Below are 20,454 nucleotides of genomic sequence, written 5' to 3' on the forward strand. Positions count from 1 at the left end.
CTATTATTTCTATTATTTCTATTTATATGTTTTACATTCCTTATGTGAGTTATATGCTAAGCAAGTGCTAAACTTGCCACATGCGATTTTTGTGCCATTAATCGAGCAGGGGTTTAAGAGTATGTCCGAGTTAGAACATAATAATCCAGACGCTTTTGAGTCTGAAAATATTGATAATATTGCTAATAATATAGACGTAAACAGTGTAGATAATTACAATATTGACAATAACGATATAAATCAGACTGCTGTTTTAAAGAATCGCCATAAGTCGAACAAGTCTGCACTGGTTCTTTTATATTCTTTGGTCATATTCGTTATACTCTTAGTCTGCGCTTTTCTTGGCACACAAGCGTATTTCCATGATCGTGTTGCCCCTGGTGTACATTTTGCTGGAAGTAGTCAAATTGTTGGCGCTCAGTTGGCAGCGGTTTCTAAAAATGTAGATAATGCTGTTGATAGCACCAAAATAGAAATTAAAGATGATCGTGGTAAAACAATCAACGCGAATTTTGAAGACTTGTACGTCAAAGTAGATAAGAGCGCAACGGTTAAAAATATAATGCGATCTAAGCATGATAACGCGTTTACAATGCTTATGCCTTGGGTTCAGAAGACTGTCGCTTTGCAAGCAACTCGAAACGACATGGATATGGATGCGTATATCATCAAGAAATTTGTTAACGATAAAGATCGTGCAATGCCTTATACGGCAAAATACGATTCTGGTTCTGAATCTTATGTGGTGGAAGATGGTGTTCCAGGTCGTACAGTAATAACATTGCCTGTTCGTGAGGCTGTTAAAAAATCGCTTGAAAATCCTGGTAAAACAGTAAAAGTTACTATTGAGTCTCGTAGGATTGAAGCACCGATTAAGCGTGATGTTGCTAAGAAAACTGTGGATCAGCTTAATAATATTCTTACTAAGAAAATCACTTTAAGTAATGGCGATTCAAAAGATTTTACGATACCTAAATCTGCAATCGCTTCTTGGATTAAGGTTAATGCTGATGAACAGAGAAAGCAGATTTCGTTTACTGTAGATAGGGAAGCAGTAAATACTTGGCTTTCAAAAGAGCTTGCTAAGAATCTGAACCAGCAGAAAATAGATCAGGAAGACACTTATAGTAAGAAGGGTCAGTTCATAATGACCACTCTTAAAGGTGTTAATGGCGTAGAGGTTCGCTATTCAAAGGATGTAGCAAACAAGGTTGTGGATACTATCGAAAAGGGTACAGACGCAAAGATTACGGTTCCAACAAATGTAGTAAAGTTTGCTGTTGAAAAGAAGATTGTTGAAATGCGTATTGTGGTTGATAAAACCACGCAGACAGTAAGCGTTTACAAAGATGATCAATTAATACGAACAATGCCAGTTTGCACGGGCTCCAATGGATATTACGAGACGCCAAATGGAACATTCCACATTTACTTACGTTATGACGTTCAAGCTATGCAAGGATTTAATAGAGACGGTTCTAGATACTATTTGCCTGGAATTACTTGGGTTAGCTACTTTAACGGTGGAATTTCATTCCATACAGCAAGGTGGAATGATGTTGGTATAGCACAAGGATACCCAGCAAAGCATGGTTCTCACGGCTGCATTAATATGTACGAGCAGGATTCTAAGTGGGTGTACGACAATTGCCCGCGTGGAACAATCGTACAAGTGGTTGGCGAGCAGCCAGATGGTCCAGTTCGTCAATAATTCATTGTAATAGTGAGTTATAGGCTTTATAAAAGTTATAAAATTCATAAAAGCGAGTAACAATTTGGCTAAATTGGATGACAATAACGCTGCAAAAGGCGGCGAACAAGCCAAGCAAGAATGTGATTCTCCAGCTGTAGCTAGAAGAATAAGCAGTACGCCTATTCAAGTGCGAGTTACAGCCACGCTTTTTGATGCTCCTTCGGATGAAGAGCGTATAGATAAAAAGCCGCCTTTTATTCGATTGGTCAGAAAACTTGTTACATCAAGCGTTGGATTTTGGATGCGTGTAAGCGGTAAGATTATGCGCCGTTTGGGTTGGTTCCCAAGCGTTGAGCCTTATATTGGTTATGGAACTGATAATTATGCTCGTCTGATTTGCCGTACGGTTCTTGCTCCTAAAGCTGGGCATCATTCTGTTTTGAAGCGCGGAATATATGCGATGCTTGTTGTTCCTGCTGTTAGGATTCGTGTTTCTTTAAGCATTGATGGTGTTCCTGTTGAATCTGCGCAAGTTGGTGATTCGTCTGTGTACGATAAGCCAGATGCTAGTTTCAACAGTGGTGCTGAATATTGTGTTTCAGACTGTTCTGGTTATCTTGATTTGATTACTGAAAGATCACTTAATGTTGGTGAACATAAAGTGTCTTACAAAGTAGATAATCGTGAGCCTGTTGATGCAAGCATGTTTGTTATTTCTGAAAAATCTACTTTGGGAATAATTTCCGACGTTGATGACACTATTATGGTCACTCAGGCTCCTTCTCCGCTAAGAGCAGCTTACAATCTGCTTATTATGAATCCAGAGCACAGGCATGCTGTTAAGGGTATGAATCATTTCTTTAATAAGATTCGTGATTTTGTTCCTAACGCCCCGTTTTTCTATCTTTCAACTTCTCCTTGGAATGTGGAAGCTTCTATACGACACTTCATTTCGCGTGAAGGTTTTCCATCTGGACCACTTCTTCTTAGAGATTTAGATCCTAGACCTAAGACTTTTGTGCCGACTGGTCCTCAGCATAAGCTTGAGTTTGCTCAGCAGCTTATGGATGATTTTCCAGGTATGAGATTTGTGCTTATTGGTGATGATGGTCAGAAGGATCCAGCTACTTATGCGAGTATTATAAAAAAATTCCCTAATCGAGTTTTAGCGGTAGGCATAAGACAGCTTAAGGTCAATTCAACTATGACCGATTTTAGGAGAGCAATGTCTAAGGATTTTGGGGTTACTCTTGCGTCTTCTAGAATTGCAAGCGTTGGTGATGGTAATTTTGTTAATGCTAAAGGTGCTGCTGGAACTTTTGAAGGTGTCCCATTTTTTGCAGCTCCAGATGGTGAATCTTTGAAAGATATTATGATTCCATTTATTATGGATGCTGTTTAATGTTGTGTAGTTGATATTGTGTAATTGTGCAGAATTTTTATGTTTTCTATGTGTTGTAAAGGTTATAAATGCAAGATAGTTCGCTAAAAGTCGGTGAGTTTGATTCTTTAAATAAGGCTGCTGGTTGTAAGCCTATGCCTGCTACAAAAGTTGATTATGTTCGTGAGTTTCACAATGATGTGTTTGTAGATGAATATGCTTGGATGAAAGACAAAGAGAGCAAAAGACTTCGTGAATATATTGATTCTCAAAACAAGTACACTGAACAACGCGTTTCTAGGTTAGATTCTTTACGTAAACAACTGTTTAATGAGATGAAATCGCGTATTCAAGAAACGGATATGTCTGTTCCAACAAGAATGGACGGATATTGGTATTATGTGCGTACCGTAGAAGGTAAACAGTACGGGATTCAATGCCGAATGCCTGTTAAAAACGAGAATGATTGGGATCCGCCAGTTATAGATGAACGCGCAAATCCTGGAGAAACAGAAGGCGAAGAAATTATTTTTGACGCCAACAAAGAGGCATCGGAATTTGGTGGAGATTTCTTCCAACTCGGAGGAATGGATATTAGTTTAGACGGCACGAGAATGTTGTTTGGTGTCGATACTAAGGGTGATGAAAGATTCGATTTTTATATTCGTGATTTTTGCAAAAGTAGCAATGATTTTATAACGCTTCGAGATTGCATAAAAGGCATATCTTCTGCGCTTTTAACACCAGACGGGAAATGGGTTTTTTATGTGACTTTAGACAGCGCATGGCGACCATACCAGGTGTTTAGACATAAAATTGGAACTTCTGTAGAAGATGATGTAAAAGTTTTTGAAGAATTGGATGCGAGATTTTTTGTTAGCGTTTACGAAAGTTTCGACGAACGTAGCGTTATGATAAACAGCAGCTCAAAAACAACTTCGCGCGTATTAATGCTTCCATTAAGCACTCCAGAAGCAGATTTTAAGATGGTGTTAAAGCCTATAAGAAACGTGGAATACGATGTTTCTTTCGCATGCTTTGAAAATGCTGGAGATGATGGTAAAGATATTCCACTCATGTTTGTAAGCCACAATCTTAAAAATCCTAATTTTCAGATTGACGTTATAGATTTGCGAAAGCGATCTATGGAATCAATGCCATTTAACATTGGCGAAGGCGATTGTGTTGTTCAGGGATCTCCTTACGGCTGCAAAAATGGTGATTTATTAGAACCAGGAGCCAGCAAAAAAGCAGTTAGTGAACCGTATTACAACAGCAAAAATCCTAAGATTTTACAGGGAACTTGCGGATTGAGCATTGATGGTTTAAGCGTTTATAAGAATTATGTGGCTCTTTCTTTCCGAGCGAATGGCTTGCCTCAGCTTGCTGTTATGCCTAAAAGCAATGCTGTTGAAGATTTTAATGCTGGACGACCTTGGCGTTTTATTAGGGTTGGGGCAGAAGGTTTTATAAAGGAAACAGCGGAAGAGTGGCAACCAACCGATGTTGTAAAAGATAATTTGTCTGATTTGTCTAATTTATCTATCCAAAATCAAAATCAAAACACCGTTCGAATTGAACTATCTAAAATAACCAATGAACAAGCTAAAAATAGTCGTGTTTACCTTATTGGAGCAACTGGTAATCCTTCTTACGAAGCTCCAAGAATGCGTTATTCTTGTTCAAGCTATGCGACACTAGGGTCTTTGCGTGAAATAGATCCTATTACAGGCAAAGACGTTTTGCTTAAGCGTGGGAAAATTCTAGGCGATTTTAACGAAAATGACTACGCAGAAAAACGAGTGTGGATTACTGTCCGAGATGGAGAGCGCGTACCCGTATCCCTAGTGTGGCGTAAAAAAACTGTGGCTAAATCACAAGCAATGTTCATCACCGCTTACGGAGCTTATGAAATAAGCAGCGATCCGTATTTTTCTGTGGCGCGCCTAAGCATGCTGGATAGAGGAGTGCTGTTCGTACAAGTGCATGTGCGAGGCGGCGGAGAAATGGGTCGTGCGTGGTATGAGAATGGTAGGCGTCGCAACAAAAAACACACGTTTGAAGATTTTGTAGACGTTACGCGCGCTTTGCAACAAGCGGGTTATGCTTCGGCAAATCAGACTGTTGCAAATGGCGGTTCTGCAGGCGGTCTTCTTATGGGAGCTGTAGCAAATATGGCTCCGCAATGCTACGCAGGAATCGAAGCTGATGTTCCGTTTGTTGACGCGCTTACGTCTATGCTAGACGACTCGCTGCCGCTGACTGTTACAGAGTGGGACGAATGGGGAGACCCATTGCATAATGCGCAAGATTACGCGTATCTAAAGTCGTACACGCCTTACGAGAATGTGTCTGAACATGTTGAGCCAGGTGAGTTTCCAAAGATTCTTATAACTTCTTCGATTAACGACACTCGCGTTCTTGTTACGGAGCCTCTTAAGTGGCTTGCTCGCTTGCAGGCTGCAGGCGCGGACGCGATTGCGCGCATTGAAACAGATGGCGGTCACGGTGGAAGCTCTGGCAGGTATAAAAAGTGGGAGGAAGTTTGCTATGAAAACGCATGGTGTTTAGATGCCATGGGTATTTCGTAGAATATTTTTAAAACACATTGGAGGCTGATTGTGGTAAGAATTAAGCCAGATAAGCCCTACACGGAAGACCTTCCTTTAACGCATACAGCGTTATTTAAGCAAGTGCCACTCGATCAAGCGAGGGAGCTTCTCGAGCATTTGCATGAGTCGGTTTTTTCTAAGGGGCAGGCGATTTTTAACGAAGGAGATACTGATCGCCGCATGTATCTGCTTGAGCGTGGACGGGTTAAGCTTGTACGCCATTCAAGGGATAATCGTGTGCAATTGCTTAGTATCCACACGCACGGTGAGATTCTTGGAGAGATTCCTGTTTTTGACCCGTTCGGCGGTCCGCGTACAGCTTCTGCAATAGCAATTACAGATAGAACTCGCGTATTATGGCTAGAAAACGAAGTTCTTTTTAAGTGGCTTGGCCATCATCCTAGGGTTGCTGTAGACATGCTTCAGGTTTTAGCTGCACGTTTAAGAGCAAATAATGAACATATTTCTGATCTTGTTTTTATGGACGTTCCAGCTAGATTGGCTAAAACGCTTTTAAACCTTGCTTCTAGGTTTGGAGAACCTGTTAGGGAAGGTGTGCTTGTTCCTCACGATTTAACACAAGAAGAACTTGCTCAACTTGTTGGGTCTTCTAGAGAAACAGTTAATAAAGCGTTGATGGATTTTGCTCAGAGGGGTTGGATTAAAAGGCACGGTAGGTCAATTATTATTTACCAACCTGGAATGTTGATTCGCAGAGCAGAAAGATAAATCGCGATTTTTGCGTGCCGCAACGTAGAGGCAAACCTCTAGAATAGTTCGCATGCCTAAGAAGAAATCCCTCACAACTCGTCGCGTGTTAGCACTGTTCCTTACGTACATCACATTGTGTGTTGCAGGTGGTGTAGTATCAAGTATTTTATTTGTGCCAGGAGTGATGAGCGTAAACAGCGTGGTCAAGTCTGTTGTGCCTTCTCTTAGAGTTGATGGCATTGATTTTGACGTTACGGCTTTACCTCAAAAGTCGCGTTTATACGCTTCTGATGGCAAAACAGTTATAGCAACATTTTATGCTCAAAATCGCACTGTTGTGCCATTAAGACGCATATCGCAATACATGCAGCAGGCAATGGTTGCGCGTGAGGATCGTAGGTTCTTTGAACATTCAGGCGTTGATGTGCAAGGCGTTATGCGTGCGTTTGTGCAAACGTTTATTAAAAAGTCTGATATGCAAGGTGGATCGTCTTTAACACAGCAATACGTTAAGAATGTTCTTATGATCAAAGCTAGAGAAGACAATGATCCTATTTCGGAATATCATGCTGCAGAAAGTACTGTTGCTAGAAAATTGCGAGAAATGTTAATCGCAATCCAAATGGAGAAAAAATACTCTAAGCTAGAGATTTTACAGGGATATTTAAACGTTGCACAGTTTGGTAGTAATAATCTTTACGGTGTAGAAACTGCTGCAAAACGCTATTTTAATACCACTGCAGCCAATCTTAATCTTGTTCAAGCTGCGACTATTGCATCAATCACAAAGAATCCTTCTAGGTACGATCCTTCTATTGAAGAAAATCAGCCTGAATCGCAGAAGCAAAGAAATATAGTTCTTGATTTAATGCTTCGACAAAACTTTATAAGTCAAAAAGAACATGATGATGCGGTTACAACACCAATTAAAAGCACTCTTAATATTCAGCATGAAGTTGCTAACGTCGGTTGCCAGGCTGCTGGAGATGCAGCATTCTTCTGTGATTATGTTACTAAGAAAATCTTGAATTCTAGAGAATTTGGCAAAACAACTGTAGCAAGGCAGAAGCTGCTTAATGAAGGTGGCTTGGATATTTACACTACAATGGATATAACAGCTAACACAACCGCCATGAATACAGCTAGGGCCACTATCCCTGTTAATGATCCTAGTGGTTTTGAAGTCTCTATAGCTGCTATAAAGCCTGGTACTGGTGAAGTTCTTGGTTTTGGAAGCAATCGTATTTATGATGCGACCGATGCGGCGAGGTCTGACCCTACTCACACAGCTATTAACTACGCTGTAGATGAACAAGACGGTGGTGGCTTAGGCTGGCAGATTGGTTCTACTTGGAAGCCAATCAATCTTGTTGCATGGATGCTTGCTGGAAAATCAATTAATCAGCCTGTACGAACAAACACGTTCTATAACAATACTGAATTTTCGTGCGCAAGATATAAAGGTATAGGGCGTTGGTCTGTGAGAAATTCAGATGGTGGAACTGTTAATCCAGAAACACCGTTAATGGGTTTGGTGCATTCTCACAACACGATTCAGGCTGCTATGGGTGCTCAGCTTAAGCTGTGTGCAGTGGCAGAGGCTGCGAAAACACTTGGATATCACAATTCTCCAATAGGCCAGGAAGACGTATTTTCTAAGAATTCTCTAAATCCTCCTATGGTGATTGGTGCAGTTCAGGCTTCTCCACTAACAATGGCAAATATTTACGCAACATTGGGTGCTAATGGTGTTCAATGTGACCCTATTGCAATCAAGCGTGTTATTGATAAAAACGGTAGACGTTTGCGAGTACCAAGCGCTAATTGTCATCAGGCTATACCGAAAAAAATTGCTCAAACTGTAGCCTATGCTATAAATCAGGGTGTTGCTCAACCTAGTGGTGTTGCGCATGCTGCTCAATTAGCTGGTGGTCGTAAAACTTTTGCAAAAACTGGTACTAACGAACAGTATTACATGACTACTGCAGGATTTGTGCCAAATAAGATTAGTGCTTTTGTTGCAATTGGAAACGCTGAAGTGCAAAAGAGCTTCAACAACATGAGAATTAATGGTGTTTATCGAAGCGCTTGGTACGGTGTTTACATTGCAACTCCAGCTTGGAAAAAGTTTATGGACGATTATCTAAAAGCGGCAAACGTTCCTATCGACAATGAATATGGTAAGCCAGATCCAAAGTATATGGCTGGTGGAAAGATGCCGTCATTAACTCCGCAAATGCGTCAGGAAGATTATGCAGAGCAACAGCGTAAGCGCGATGAGGATGCTCGTAGACAGGCGGCTCAAGATCAGGCTCAGGCTCAGGCAAATCAGGGTGCGGCTTCGACAGATCCTGCGACTGGTGGATCGTCGGTTACTGGCGATGGAAGAACGAGTACATCTTCTGGTTCTACGTACGGTAATACGGATGGAACAGGAGACACATCTTCTGACGGTAATTAAGCTTCATCTGGTTAGTTGAAAATATTATTAAAAAATCAGCTGGCATTGAGGTATTGTGCGAATACTTCGATACCAGCTGATTTATTGTAATTTATTGTTATCTATTCTGGTTTTTTTTTTTTAATCTACATCAGCTGAAACTGCATCTTTAACTGTTTCAAACCCATCTTTTCTGAGTAAATCAGCAAGTCCGCGCTTTAGAACAGTTATTTGCTGAGGACCTCTATACATAAGAGAAGAAACGAACATAACTAGGTCAGCTCCACTTCTAATCTTTTCATAAGCTTGTTTTGCAGTAAATACGCCACCTATTCCAGCAATAGCAAACCTGTTGCCAAACTCTTTACGAGTATTTTTAATAAGATCATTACTCGCGGCGAATGTAGGCGCACCAGAAATTCCACCCTTCCAATCTTCTGGAATATTCAATCCTTCGCGGTTCTTTCGCAGATTTGCAATGCTCACGCCATCAACCTTATGTGCGCTTAAAACGTCTAACAAAGACTTAAATTGAGGCCATCCGCCTTCTAGATTCAAAGGCATTTTTACAAGAGTTGGCTGAGGATGATCAACTTTATCTAAAACATTAAAAAGCTTATCTAAAGCTTCTGGCTTGCTAAAAGGCTCGCCAGCCATAGTGTTTGGACAAGAAATGTTAACCTCAATCATGGAGCTTTTGCCACTTGCTCGCTCCATAGATATGCGATAATCTTCAATACCTTCGTCTAAGTCACCAACAAGATTATCATTGGTGCGCGCAATGCTCACAGAAACGCGCATGCTTTTAGCATTAGTCCACGCTTTTTCCACTCTAGGAATCACAAACTCGCTGCCATCGTTAGCAAGACCCGCATGAACAAGAAGAGAATCATATTGCGGAAGCCTATGATACCAAGGTTTAGCGTTTCCTTCGCATGGGCGGGCAGTTGTGGAGCCAACTGTTTCAAAACCAAAGCCAGCGTTGTCTAGAACTGTGCACAAATCGCAGTTTTTATCGAGTCCTGCGCTTAATCCAAATGGATTCGCAAAATCCACTCCCATAACTCGCGTTTCTAAAACTGGATCCGTGTAATTGAGCATTTGCCGCAAAAGCCACATTAATCCAGGAATGCGCTCACTCGTCTTGCAGAAAGCAATCATGCGATCGTGAGCTTCGTCTGGTGGAATGTTAAACACTAAGTGCGGCTTAATTACATGCTTATAGCTAAAGGTGAATAAGTCTGTTGCAGCTTTGTTCACAGCATTGTGTAAAGAATTTTCAGATACATAACCCATAACTCAATATTATACGACATTCAATATTATGCGACTTTCCGCTTTTTGTTGTTGATTTTGGTGTGTTGAGCTACAAAATGCGGAGTTGTTTTTCCGAGTTTGTACCAAATTTGATCTAAATCACGTACAATCTCGGGCAGGTCCTGTCGTTCGCGCGGTCTAAGCGCTTTACCGCGCGTAGTATAGTAGCACAGCTATATTTGTGAGTTATGCCTACTTATGATTTGGGACTAGAACGCGTATCGCTTGAATTTGCAACAAAAACTATTTTTAGAAATGTGACTCAAGGCGTTTTTGAGGGAGACCGTATAGGAATTGTTGGAAAAAACGGAGACGGAAAATCCACGCTTCTTAAGCTTCTTGAGGGTAGTATGGACCCAGATTCTGGCAGAGTTACGCGTAGAAGCGGATTGACATTTGGCATTTTAAGCCAGCGAGATCCACTGGACGATAATGTTACAGTTCGCCAAGCTGCATTGGAGAATCGCCAGGATTATGAGTGGGCTGCTGATTCAAAGTCTCGCGAAATTGTTGAGGCTCTTCTTGGCGGAATCAATCTTGAAGCTAAAGTTGGTACGCTTTCTGGAGGTCAGCGTAGGCGTGCGGATTTGGCTAGGTTGCTGTTGCATGATTGGGATATTTTGGCTTTGGATGAGCCTACGAATCATCTTGATGTGCTTACAATTCATTGGCTCGCAGAGCATCTTTTGCACAGGTGGCAAGACGGGCAGGGCGCGCTTTTGCTCGTTACGCACGACAGGTGGTTTTTAGACGAAGTTTGCTCTTCTATGTGGGAAGTTCACGATGGAGCAATCGACCCGTTTGAAGGCGGATACAGTGCGTACATGATGCAGCGTGTTGAGCGCGAACGTCAGGCGGATGTTCGCGAGGAGCGCAGGCGGAATTTGGCTCGCAAGGAACTTGCGTGGCTTTCTAGGGGTGCTCGCGCTCGTTCTACAAAGCAAAAATTCCACGTTAAGCAGGCTCGCGAGCTTATAGCAGACGTTCCGCCAATGCGAGATACTCTTGAGTTGAAGAGAATGGCAACTTCTCGACTCGGCAAGCAAGTTGTTGATTTGATTGACGTTACGCAAATTTTTGAAGATTCGTCAAATCCTGCTGGAGCCGATGCAGATATTGTAAAATCGCCATTTTCCCAGCCTACACATGATGGTAGCGTTACGATTTCTGTAGACGAATCGCAAGCAGCCGCACAGTCGCAAGAATCGCAACTATCGCAAGAAGAATCGTCATTAAAAGAAACGTGTGCAGCATTACAAAAAACGATTAGCGGCCGCATGATTTTAGACAATCAAACGTGGCTAATAGGACCTGGAGACCGATTCGGCATAGTAGGAGCTAATGGCGCTGGAAAATCAACACTTTTAAGCATAATCGACGGCTCTTTGCGTCCAACTAAAGGGCACGTAAACATTGGTAAAACTGTAAAATTTGCTGTGCTTTCTCAACGATTAGAAGAGCTGGAAAAGCTTGGAAAATATAAAGTCAAAGAGGTTTTGAGTAGATATAAGCCAAGTTACATAATCGACGGCAAAGAAGTAACTCCTGGTCAACTTATGGAGAGGCTTGGTTTTAAGCCAGAGCAGCTTATGACACCAATTGCAGATCTTTCAGGCGGCCAGAAACGCCGCATGCAATTGCTTTTGATTCTTCTAAACGAGCCAAATGTGTTGATAATGGACGAGCCTGGAAACGATCTAGACACCGACATGCTTGCAGTTATGGAAGATTTACTAGACACATGGCCAGGCACTTTGATTGTTGTATCTCACGACAGATACTTGCTTGAGCGAGTGACTGATCAGCAATTTGCATTGATTGACGGCAAGATTCGCCATCTTCCAGGCGGAGTTGACGAGTATTTAAAGATTATGGAAGACTATGAGCGCGCAAATATGCAAGAATCTAAGGCAGATTTTGAGGCGAGTTCTAGGGCGGTTGCTGGCGATTCGTCAGATGCGGATTCTGCGGAAAAATCCAATCAAAAATATGAAGCAAAATTAAGCGGAAAAGCTTACTACGATGCTACTAGAAGAGTTTCAGCAATAGAGCGAAAACTAGAAAAGCTTGAGGAAGAAAAAAGCGAGATTGAGCAAAAAATGGCTAGCCATGATCCTAGCGATTTTGTTGGCTTGCAAGAGCTTAACGAGAAGTTACAGGCGAATCAAAGTGAGTCGAGCGCGTTAGAAGAAGAGTGGCTTGCGCTTAGTGAGCAAATTTGATGCAAAAGTCTACAGTTTTTGCATTGCGATTTTGCTCAAGATTAATGCTGCATGCTAGTTAATGCCGCGTGCTAGATTGTTGAATTATGGCTCAAATTAAGGATATGTTGGAATCTGTAAAAACTATTCGCTTTGATGGCAGAGATGTAGACGAGTTGCGACCAGTAAAAATCACGCGCAATTTTACAAACGTGCCAGAAGGCTCCGTTTTAATCGAGTGTGGTAACACGCGCGTTATGTGCACTGCCACTTTTACTATTGGAGTTCCGCGTTGGAGACGAGACACTGGTTTAGGTTGGGTTACAGCCGAATACTCAATGCTTCCAAGAGCCACTGACGAGCGCACTGATCGCGAGTCTGTTAAGGGCAAAATCGGCGGCCGCACGCACGAGATTAGTCGCCTTATTGGTCGCTGCCTTAGAGGTGTTATAGATATGAAGGCAATGGGCGAGTGTTTGATTCAAATTGATTGCGATGTTCTTCAAGCAGATGGCGGCACGCGTACAGCTTCGATTACGGGCGCATATGTTGCTCTTGTAGATGCGCTAAATTGGGCAGAAAAGCACAAGCATATTCGTAGTGCTAAAAACGTTCTTAAAGACTCTGTTTCTGCTGTTTCTGTAGGCGTGATTAATGGCACTCCAATGCTTGATTTGCCGTATGTAGAAGATAGTCAAGCAATGACAGATATGAATGTTGCTATGACTGGTTCTGGCAATTTTATTGAGATTCAAGGCACTGCGGAACATCGCCCGTTTAATCGCGATGAGCTTAATGTTTTGCTTGATTTGGCAGCTAAAGGTAATCGTGAGCTTCAGGCTGCTCAGCGCGCTGCTTTAAGTCAAAATTAAATAAAGTTTATATCTATATCTGTTTATTCGATAAATTACTAAGGAGTGGCGAGCGTGAAACTTGTTGTGGCAACGCATAATGAGGGTAAACTCGTTGAAATTAAGCGGATTCTTAACGAAGAGTTTGTGGAAATGTCGGAGCATATTGAGCTTGTTACTGCTGGCTCTTTGGGGCTTCCAGATCCAGTAGAAACAGGCGTGACTTTTGAGCAAAATGCGTTAATCAAAGCTAGAGATGTTTCTCTAAGAACTGGTTTGCCTGCAATAGCAGATGATTCAGGTTTGATTGTAGATGTTCTCGGAGCTGCCCCAGGAATATTGTCTGCGCGTTGGAGCGGTGTTCATGGAGATGATAAGGCGAATAATGAGCTTTTGCTTAAACAGCTTGAAGACATTCCAGATCAGTGTAGAACAGCACGATTCCGCTGTGCTGCAGCTTTATCTATTCCTAAGGGTTGTGGTGAAACAGAACTTGAAAACAGTATGTGGAAAACAAATGGTTTTGAAACTGTTCGCGTTGGAGAAATGGTTGGTAGACTGATTAGAGTTTCACGCGGAGAGAATGGTTTTGGTTACGATCCGCTTTTTGTACCAGATAATCAGCCTGTTAGAAATGGCATTCAAATGCAGGATTTGACAAGTGCTCAGCTTAGTCAAGAAGAGAAGAACGCCATTTCACACAGGGGCAGTGCGTTACGAGCGCTTTTGCCAGAGTTAAAAGCTATGTTCCTTGGGCAAACTAAGTAAATAAACTAAGCAAACCAGAAGTAAACTAGTTGATTTGTAAAATTGGATTTGCGATTTTTAATCCGTGAACAAATCTTTAGATATGATAATGCGATTTTCAGCAACCTGCTTTAAGTGCTTGCCATAATTGCTTTTACCATATTTTTCTGCCGACTCAAGCAAACGCTCGCGACTAATCCACTGGTTTTCGTACGCAATCTCCTCAAGAACTGCGATTGGCAGCCCTTGCGCTCGCTCTATTGTGCGCACAAATTCGCCAGCTTCGTAAAGCGAGTCCATTGTGCCAGTGTCTAGCCACGCGTATCCGCGACCAAGAGTCATAACGTTTAGTGAGCCATTTTCTAAGTACATTTTGTTAAGGTCCGTAATCTCAAGCTCGCCGCGTGCGCTCGGCTTAACTTGTTTTGCAAACTCTGTAACTCTGGAATCGTAGAAGTATAATCCTGTAACAGCATAGTTCGATGCTGGGTGTTCTGGTTTTTCTACTATGCTAACGGCTTTGTGATTTTCATCAAATTCCACAACGCCGTATCTTTCTGGGTCGTCTACGTAGTAGCCGAATACTGTAGCACCGTGTTCTACGCGTGCAGCGTGCTTTAAAATAGCTCCCAGGCCATTTCCGTAGAATATATTGTCTCCAAGCACGAGCGCGCAAGAATCGCCATTTATAAACTCTTCTCCGAGTATAAATGCTTGAGCAAGACCGTCTGGCGATGGCTGAACTTTGTAAGATAAGTTGATTCCAAATTGTTCTCCGCTTCCAAGTAGCCTTTCAAAATTCGGCAAGTCTTGAGGAGTAGAAATCACAAGAATATCTCGGATTCCAGCCATCATAAGCACGCTAAGAGGGTAATACACCATTGGCTTATCGTAAACTGGCAAAAGCTGCTTAGACGTTACTGTAGTAAGTGGGTATAGGCGTGTGCCAGAACCGCCAGCAAGAATAATGCCTTTCATCTTTGAAACATCCTTTACTTGTTGTTTTGTTCAATTCTATTTACGTAAGATTCAAGCAAATCTTCCCAATCGCATGGCGTAAATCCAGCGGATTCGATTTTTTGTAAGTCAAGTGCGCACTTGTGTGGTCTAGGAGAGCCATTAGATATGCGCGTGTAATCGTCTACGCGATTTGCTTCGATTTTGCTTGTGTCTACATTAAGTTGTGTAAACACTTTTTGAGCAATATCGTGCCAAGACGCGATTTTTCCTGAACCTGTAAGATTGTATGTTCCGTATTGTGCTTGAGTGTTTAGAAGATGGAACATGCCTTTTACTAAGTCGCTTGCAAAAGTGAGTCTGCCAGTTTGATCTATTGGTGCTTGAACACTAACAGATTCGCCATTTTTTAAACGGTTTGCAAAGTCAATCATGCGCGTTACAAAGTTTCGTCCTTCTCCGACAATCCAGCTTGAGCGAATAATATAATGCTGTGGAACGTTGGCTACTAGAGAATCTGCTGCAGCTTTTGTTTCGCCGTACACGCCTAGTGGTGCAAAGTCTTCGTTTTCTTTGTGATTTTCTTGAGTACCGTCAAAAACATAGTCGCTTGAGATGTGCACAAGAGTAATGTGGTGTTCTTGCGCTATTTTTGCAAGATTTGCTACTCCTTTAACGTTGCTATTCCACGCGGCTCTTCGCCCTTGTGGCGTTTGCGCGCCATCTACAGACGTGTATGCTGCTGTGTTAATAATCGTTCCGTACAAATCCCAGTCGTAGCGGCTGTAATCGTCTTTATTTGCTATATCGAAGCTATCTAAGTCTACGTACTCAAATCCTTCTAAATTATTCTCTTTAGCATAATTTTGTATTGCGCGACCAAGTTGACCGTTGCATCCAGTTACAAGAGTGCGTTTTGGTGCCATTGGCTTTGCGTTTTTTAGCATTGGGTGGTGTAAGTCAGCTTCGCTGCGCTCGGATTCTTCTAAAGGTATTGGCCAATTAATGTGTAAATCTGGGTCTGCAAGGTTTACAAAAGTGTATGTTTTCTTTTGCTCTAGTGACCAATGTGCGTTTACTAAATAAGTGTATGCCGTGCCATCTTGCAAAGCTTGGAAGCTGTTTCCTACGCCTCTAGGAACGTAGATTGCTTTGCTAGGGTTTAGTGTGGTTGTGTACACTTGACCGAAGCTTTTACCTGGTCTTAAATCCACCCATGCGCCAAATACTTCGCCAGTAGCAATGCTTATGTATTTATCCCATGGTTCTGCGTGGATGCCTCTGGTTACTCCGCGTTTTTCGTTGAACGAAATGTTGTTTTGTACAGGCCCAAAGTCGGGGAGACCTAGAGCCGTCATTTTGGCACGCTGCCAGTTTTCTTTGAACCATCCGCGGTTATCTCCGTGTACTGGAAGATCAAACACGATTAAACCTGGAATATTGGTTTTTGTAACGCTTAGTTCTTTTTCAAATTCCATAGCATCCTACAAATTCTTTATTTTTGATTATATTTATGACTATTTTTGGCTAGATTTGCATACAATTTGTATACAAGCAGACTTGACTTTCAGGCGATTCACTGCCCTTGAGCTTTGTACTTTGCTTCGGTTGCGCTTTTAGCGCCTTCCCACCATGCTCGATTTTCCGTGTACCATTTGATTGTTTGCTCTAAGCCTGTTGTAAAGTCTGTGTGCTTTGGCTTCCATCCAAGTTGCGTTTGTAGCTTTGTGCTGTCGATTGCGTAGCGGCGGTCGTGGCCTGGGCGATCTTTTACAAGGTCAAAGTCGTCTGCATCTTTGCCCATCATTTCAAGAATCATGCGCAGAACTGTTATATTGTTTTTCTCGCCATTTGCACCAATCAAGTAGGTGTTTCCAAGCTCTCCCTTTGTGAGGATTGTCCAAACAGCACTGCTGTGGTCTTCTGTGTGAATCCAATCTCGAACGTTTAAGCCTTGACCATACAACTTTGGCTTAATGCCTTCTAAAATATTTGTGATTTGGCGCGGAATAAACTTTTCAACATGCTGATATGGTCCATAGTTGTTTGAGCAATTGCTGATTGTTGTGTGCAAACCATATGTGCGAGTCCATGCGCGTACCAACATATCGCTTGCCGCTTTTGTGGAGCTGTATGGGCTGGATGGGTGGTATGGCGTTTCTTCCGTGAATTTAGCTGGGTCGTCTAATGCCAAATCTCCGTACACTTCATCGGTAGAGATGTGGTGGTATCGGATCCCGTATTTTCTAACTGCTTCGAGTAGTCTAAAAGTTCCTTCAACATTGGTTTTAAGGAATGGTTCTGGGTTTGCAATGCTGTTGTCGTTGTGTGATTCTGCAGCGTAGTGCACAATTGCGTCGTGCCCTGGAACGAGCTTATCTAAAAGCTCTGCATCGCAAATATTGCCGTGAACAAAGTCAACTCTATCTTCTGGCAATCCTGCAATGTTTTCAATATTTCCGGCGTACGTTAACGCGTCTAGTACCGTTACGTGCGTTTCTGGGTGATTGTTCACTACGTAGTGCACAAAATTAGACCCAATAAAGCCGCATCCGCCAGTTACAATTATGTTTTTTGGCTCAAAGTTTGTTGTGTTACTCATGTTTTCCATAATATCCTCTTATATGCCTTTTGCTTTTTAGTTTTGATTATTGTTTAAGATTGTTGTTTATGCTTTATTGTTTAAGCTTTCTCGCATTGCGTTAAATGCTGGCTCGGCTTGACCGTCGTAAATCATGTGTGAATGAGACAGCACTATGCAGCGAGAACAAAGTTGCTTAATTTGATCTTCGCTGTGCGAAACAATTACCATTGTTTGCCCTCGTTTTTGCTGCTCTTTAAGCCTAGTAATGCACTTGTGTTGGAAAGCTTCATCTCCAACTGCAAGAATTTCGTCGATTAAGAATATGTCTGGATCGCTGTGCGCTGCTACAGAAAACGCCAATCGTAAGAACATTCCAGAAGAGTAGAACTTAACTTCTGTATCCATAAAAGGCTCTATTTCGCTAAAGTCTACTATTGATTGGTATTTATCGTCTATTTCTTCTTTTGTCATTCCAAGAATTGCGCCGTTAAGATACACGTTTTCGCGACCAGTTAAGTCGGCAGCAAATCCTGCTCCAACTTCGATTAGTCCTGCGATTCTTCCGCGCGCACAAACTTCGCCTTCGTCTGGTTGCATAACTCCAGAAAGCATTTTAAGCATAGTAGATTTTCCAGATCCATTCATGCCTATTAGTCCAACAGTTTCGCCGCGTTTAATAGTAAAACTAACATTGCTTAAAGCTGTAAAGTTTTGTGTCTCGTGCTTTTTAGACGGCGGTGTTAGCAAGTTTACAATCGACTCTTTAATCGAATGATTTGCTCGCAGCGAGAATCGTTTAGTAACGTTGGAAATGCTTAACACAACGTCTTCTGGAAGTGTGTTATAAGGCTTATTCATATATAACTCCTGCTGCTCTTAAAAGTAAAATCCACAAAATCTTAGTAAGCTTAAATTTCTTGAGCAAACTTGCCTTCAAGATGTCTAAATGTAACTTCGCCAATAAGTAGTACAGCAAATGCGACTACAAGGCTTTCGCAAAGTCTTAAAGACCAAGCTCCTGCAAATTGGAAAGTGCGATCTGTGGCATTTAGCCAGAATCCGCGGTGGAATGCTTCAACGCTTATTGCAATAGGATTTGCATAATACATCTCTAAAACCCATCGTGGTGCGTGGGCTGCAACCATTTGCCATGTGTAGAAGCACGGCGCAAGCCATACGGCAACCATTGCTACTAAGTCTGTAATATTTTCTGCATCTCTGTAAAAAACGTTTATTGCTCCAAAGAATAATCCAAGACCAAACGCAAACGTACACACGCTAATAAATCCGATTATTGCCACTATTACGCCTGCAAAATCTGGAATCCACCCCATGCATAAAGCTCCGATTATAAGCACGATTACTTGTGGGAAAAAGTGCACAAAAGCAACTCGTAGCGATGCAAGTGGGAATAGTTCTCTAGGAAGATAGATTTTTTGTATTAAGCCAGCATTAGAAAGTATTGATCTTGTGCAATTAGAGAATGCTTCTACAAAAAAGTTTGTTACTATAATTCCACTAAAAAGGTACAGTGGGTAGGCTTGAATTCCGCCTCCGCGGCCAAGTCCTAAGAAAATTCCCATTGCAACGTAGAACACTACAAATTGCGTTATTGGCTTTACGTACGTCCAAGCCATACCGAGCCACGAACCGCGATATCTTATTCGTACTTCTTTTTTTACAAGTAAGTCAAGCAAATAAAGGTACCTTGGAATGTCTATCAAACCTTTGCTTCTACCAGGGTGATAGATGGCGTCAGACTTTGTTGTCATCGCTGCCTTTCTTGCAAAATTTGCAGTGTGTATGCATATATAACTTTGTTAAGTTTACATTTATAACTTTGTTAAGTTTACATTTGGGGATTGATTTGATTCAATATTTGGCTAAATATTTGGTTAAATTATGCGCAGTATTGTGAGCAGTATTATGCGAGATATTATGTTCATCATTATATGTAATAATTTTAGCTTTTAGATTAGTTGTTAATGTGATTATTTTGTGATTATTTTGTGATTTTAATGTGATTATGTTGTGATTATTTTGTTCTATTTATTTTGGCATGTTTGAAAGTTTTTATACGCTGCTAAACTGAAAAATTATGAGTAAGCGAATTCTTGTTACTGGTGCTGGTGGGTATATTGGTCGTCACGTTGTTAAAGCTCTTTTAGATGCAGGTGCTAGCGTAATTGCTTCCGACTTGCGTTTAGATGGTGTTGATGAGCGCGCAACGCGTATTGAAGCGAATATTTTTAGCGATGATGCTGATTTGTTTGCAAAGCTTGGGTCTCCAGACGTTTGCTTGCACATGGCTTGGCGCAACGGTTTTAAGCATGCTGCAGACACGCATATGGAAGATTTATCGAACCATTACCGCTTTATTCGTATTATGCTTCAAGGTGGCTTAAAGCAGATTGCTGTTATGGGTTCTATGCACGAAGTTGGCTACTGGGAGGGCGCTATTGACGAGAACACGCCTTGCAAGCCAGCTTCAATGTATGGCATTTCTAAGAATGCTTTGCGTGAAGCTACTTTGCTTTTGGGTAAAGAGTATGATGCAACTGTTCAATGGATTCGCGCATACTACATTGTTGGCGACGACGCTCGTGGAAACTCTATTTTCTCTAAGCTTCTTCAAGCTGCTCAAGAAGGAAAGAAGACTTTTCCGTTTACTACTGGCAAAAACAAATACGACTTTATTAATGTAGACGTGTTAGCTAAGCAAATTGCTGCAACCGTTTTACAAGATAAAGTAAATGGCGTAATTAATTGCTGCACGGGGGAGCCTGTTTCGCTTGCAGACCGCGTTGAACGTTACATTCGCGAGAATAATCTTGATATTTCGCTTGAGTATGGCGCATTCCCAGATAGGCCTTACGATTCTCCAGCAGTTTGGGGAGATAATAGCAAAATCCAAAAGATTATGAGTGATTTTCTAAAATAGTTATTGCAAATCGTAACTT

Annotated in this window: 15 protein-coding genes; 9 read left to right on the plus strand and 6 right to left on the minus strand. The window is 41.8% G+C overall.

The window, feature by feature from the left end; all coding sequences use genetic code 11:
* Window positions 1-121: 121 nt before the first annotated feature.
* The 5 genes from HXT20_RS01230 to HXT20_RS01250 all read left to right on the plus strand — a co-directional run bounded on the left by HXT20_RS01230 (window position 122) and on the right by HXT20_RS01250 (window position 8,858).
* On the plus strand, window positions 122-1,711 hold the full coding sequence (locus tag HXT20_RS01230; protein WP_410309983.1) for a L,D-transpeptidase: 1,590 nt from the start codon (window positions 122-124) through the stop codon (window positions 1,709-1,711).
* 64 nt (window positions 1,712-1,775) lie between these two features.
* Window positions 1,776-3,095: an App1 family protein gene (locus HXT20_RS01235; RefSeq protein ID WP_004115839.1), complete on the plus strand. Its 1,320-nt coding sequence runs from the start codon at window positions 1,776-1,778 to the stop codon at window positions 3,093-3,095.
* 68 nt (window positions 3,096-3,163) lie between these two features.
* On the plus strand, window positions 3,164-5,665 hold the full coding sequence (locus HXT20_RS01240; protein ID WP_422114403.1) for a S9 family peptidase: 2,502 nt from the start codon (window positions 3,164-3,166) through the stop codon (window positions 5,663-5,665).
* A 30-nt stretch (window positions 5,666-5,695) separates the two neighbouring features.
* On the plus strand, window positions 5,696-6,415 hold the full coding sequence (locus HXT20_RS01245) for a Crp/Fnr family transcriptional regulator (protein ID WP_004112109.1): 720 nt from the start codon (window positions 5,696-5,698) through the stop codon (window positions 6,413-6,415).
* A 52-nt stretch (window positions 6,416-6,467) separates the two neighbouring features.
* On the plus strand, window positions 6,468-8,858 hold the full coding sequence (locus HXT20_RS01250; RefSeq protein ID WP_422114404.1) for a transglycosylase domain-containing protein: 2,391 nt from the start codon (window positions 6,468-6,470) through the stop codon (window positions 8,856-8,858).
* A 120-nt stretch (window positions 8,859-8,978) separates the two neighbouring features.
* Here HXT20_RS01250 and HXT20_RS01255 read toward each other — a convergent pair whose 3' ends face one another.
* Window positions 8,979-10,133 (minus strand): quinone-dependent dihydroorotate dehydrogenase, encoded by a 1,155-nt coding sequence (locus HXT20_RS01255; RefSeq protein WP_004112115.1) that lies wholly within the window; start codon window positions 10,131-10,133, stop codon window positions 8,979-8,981.
* Window positions 10,134-10,342: 209 nt separating this feature from the next.
* Here HXT20_RS01255 and HXT20_RS01260 point away from each other — a divergent pair, with 209 nt between their 5' ends.
* The 3 genes from HXT20_RS01260 to HXT20_RS01270 all read left to right on the plus strand — a co-directional run bounded on the left by HXT20_RS01260 (window position 10,343) and on the right by HXT20_RS01270 (window position 13,974).
* Window positions 10,343-12,376, plus strand: coding sequence for an ABC-F family ATP-binding cassette domain-containing protein (locus HXT20_RS01260; RefSeq protein WP_065189693.1), 2,034 nt, complete (start codon window positions 10,343-10,345; stop codon window positions 12,374-12,376).
* A gap of 86 nt (window positions 12,377-12,462) precedes the next feature.
* Window positions 12,463-13,227: a ribonuclease PH gene (rph, locus tag HXT20_RS01265; RefSeq protein WP_065189694.1), complete on the plus strand. Its 765-nt coding sequence runs from the start codon at window positions 12,463-12,465 to the stop codon at window positions 13,225-13,227.
* A gap of 54 nt (window positions 13,228-13,281) precedes the next feature.
* A complete protein-coding gene (locus tag HXT20_RS01270) occupies window positions 13,282-13,974 on the plus strand; it encodes a non-canonical purine NTP pyrophosphatase (RefSeq protein ID WP_065189489.1) in 693 nt (230 codons plus the stop codon).
* 57 nt (window positions 13,975-14,031) lie between these two features.
* Here HXT20_RS01270 and rfbA read toward each other — a convergent pair whose 3' ends face one another.
* The 5 genes from rfbA to HXT20_RS01295 all read right to left on the minus strand — a co-directional run bounded on the left by rfbA (window position 14,032) and on the right by HXT20_RS01295 (window position 19,266).
* On the minus strand, window positions 14,032-14,931 hold the full coding sequence (gene rfbA, locus HXT20_RS01275; protein WP_004112125.1) for a glucose-1-phosphate thymidylyltransferase RfbA: 900 nt from the start codon (window positions 14,929-14,931) through the stop codon (window positions 14,032-14,034).
* A gap of 14 nt (window positions 14,932-14,945) precedes the next feature.
* Entirely contained in the window at window positions 14,946-16,388 is a 1,443-nt protein-coding gene (locus HXT20_RS01280; protein ID WP_065189490.1) for a sugar nucleotide-binding protein, read from the minus strand.
* A gap of 98 nt (window positions 16,389-16,486) precedes the next feature.
* Complete coding sequence (gene rfbB / locus HXT20_RS01285) at window positions 16,487-17,521, minus strand: dTDP-glucose 4,6-dehydratase (protein ID WP_004112128.1); 1,035 nt, start codon at window positions 17,519-17,521, stop codon at window positions 16,487-16,489.
* A gap of 57 nt (window positions 17,522-17,578) precedes the next feature.
* Window positions 17,579-18,250 carry an ABC transporter ATP-binding protein gene (locus HXT20_RS01290; protein WP_373271522.1) on the minus strand — a complete coding sequence of 224 codons (672 nt, stop codon included), beginning with the start codon at window positions 18,248-18,250 and terminating at the stop codon, window positions 17,579-17,581.
* 152 nt (window positions 18,251-18,402) lie between these two features.
* A complete protein-coding gene (locus HXT20_RS01295; RefSeq protein WP_004112141.1) occupies window positions 18,403-19,266 on the minus strand; it encodes an ABC transporter permease in 864 nt (287 codons plus the stop codon).
* A 326-nt stretch (window positions 19,267-19,592) separates the two neighbouring features.
* Between HXT20_RS01295 and HXT20_RS01300 the strand changes: the two genes are divergently transcribed.
* On the plus strand, window positions 19,593-20,435 hold the full coding sequence (locus tag HXT20_RS01300; protein WP_004112142.1) for an NAD-dependent epimerase/dehydratase family protein: 843 nt from the start codon (window positions 19,593-19,595) through the stop codon (window positions 20,433-20,435).
* Window positions 20,436-20,454 lie beyond the last annotated feature (19 nt).

The sequence above is a fragment of the Gardnerella sp. DNF00109 genome (genome assembly GCF_049262845.1).
Lineage (GTDB): Bacteria > Actinomycetota > Actinomycetes > Actinomycetales > Bifidobacteriaceae > Bifidobacterium > Bifidobacterium vaginale.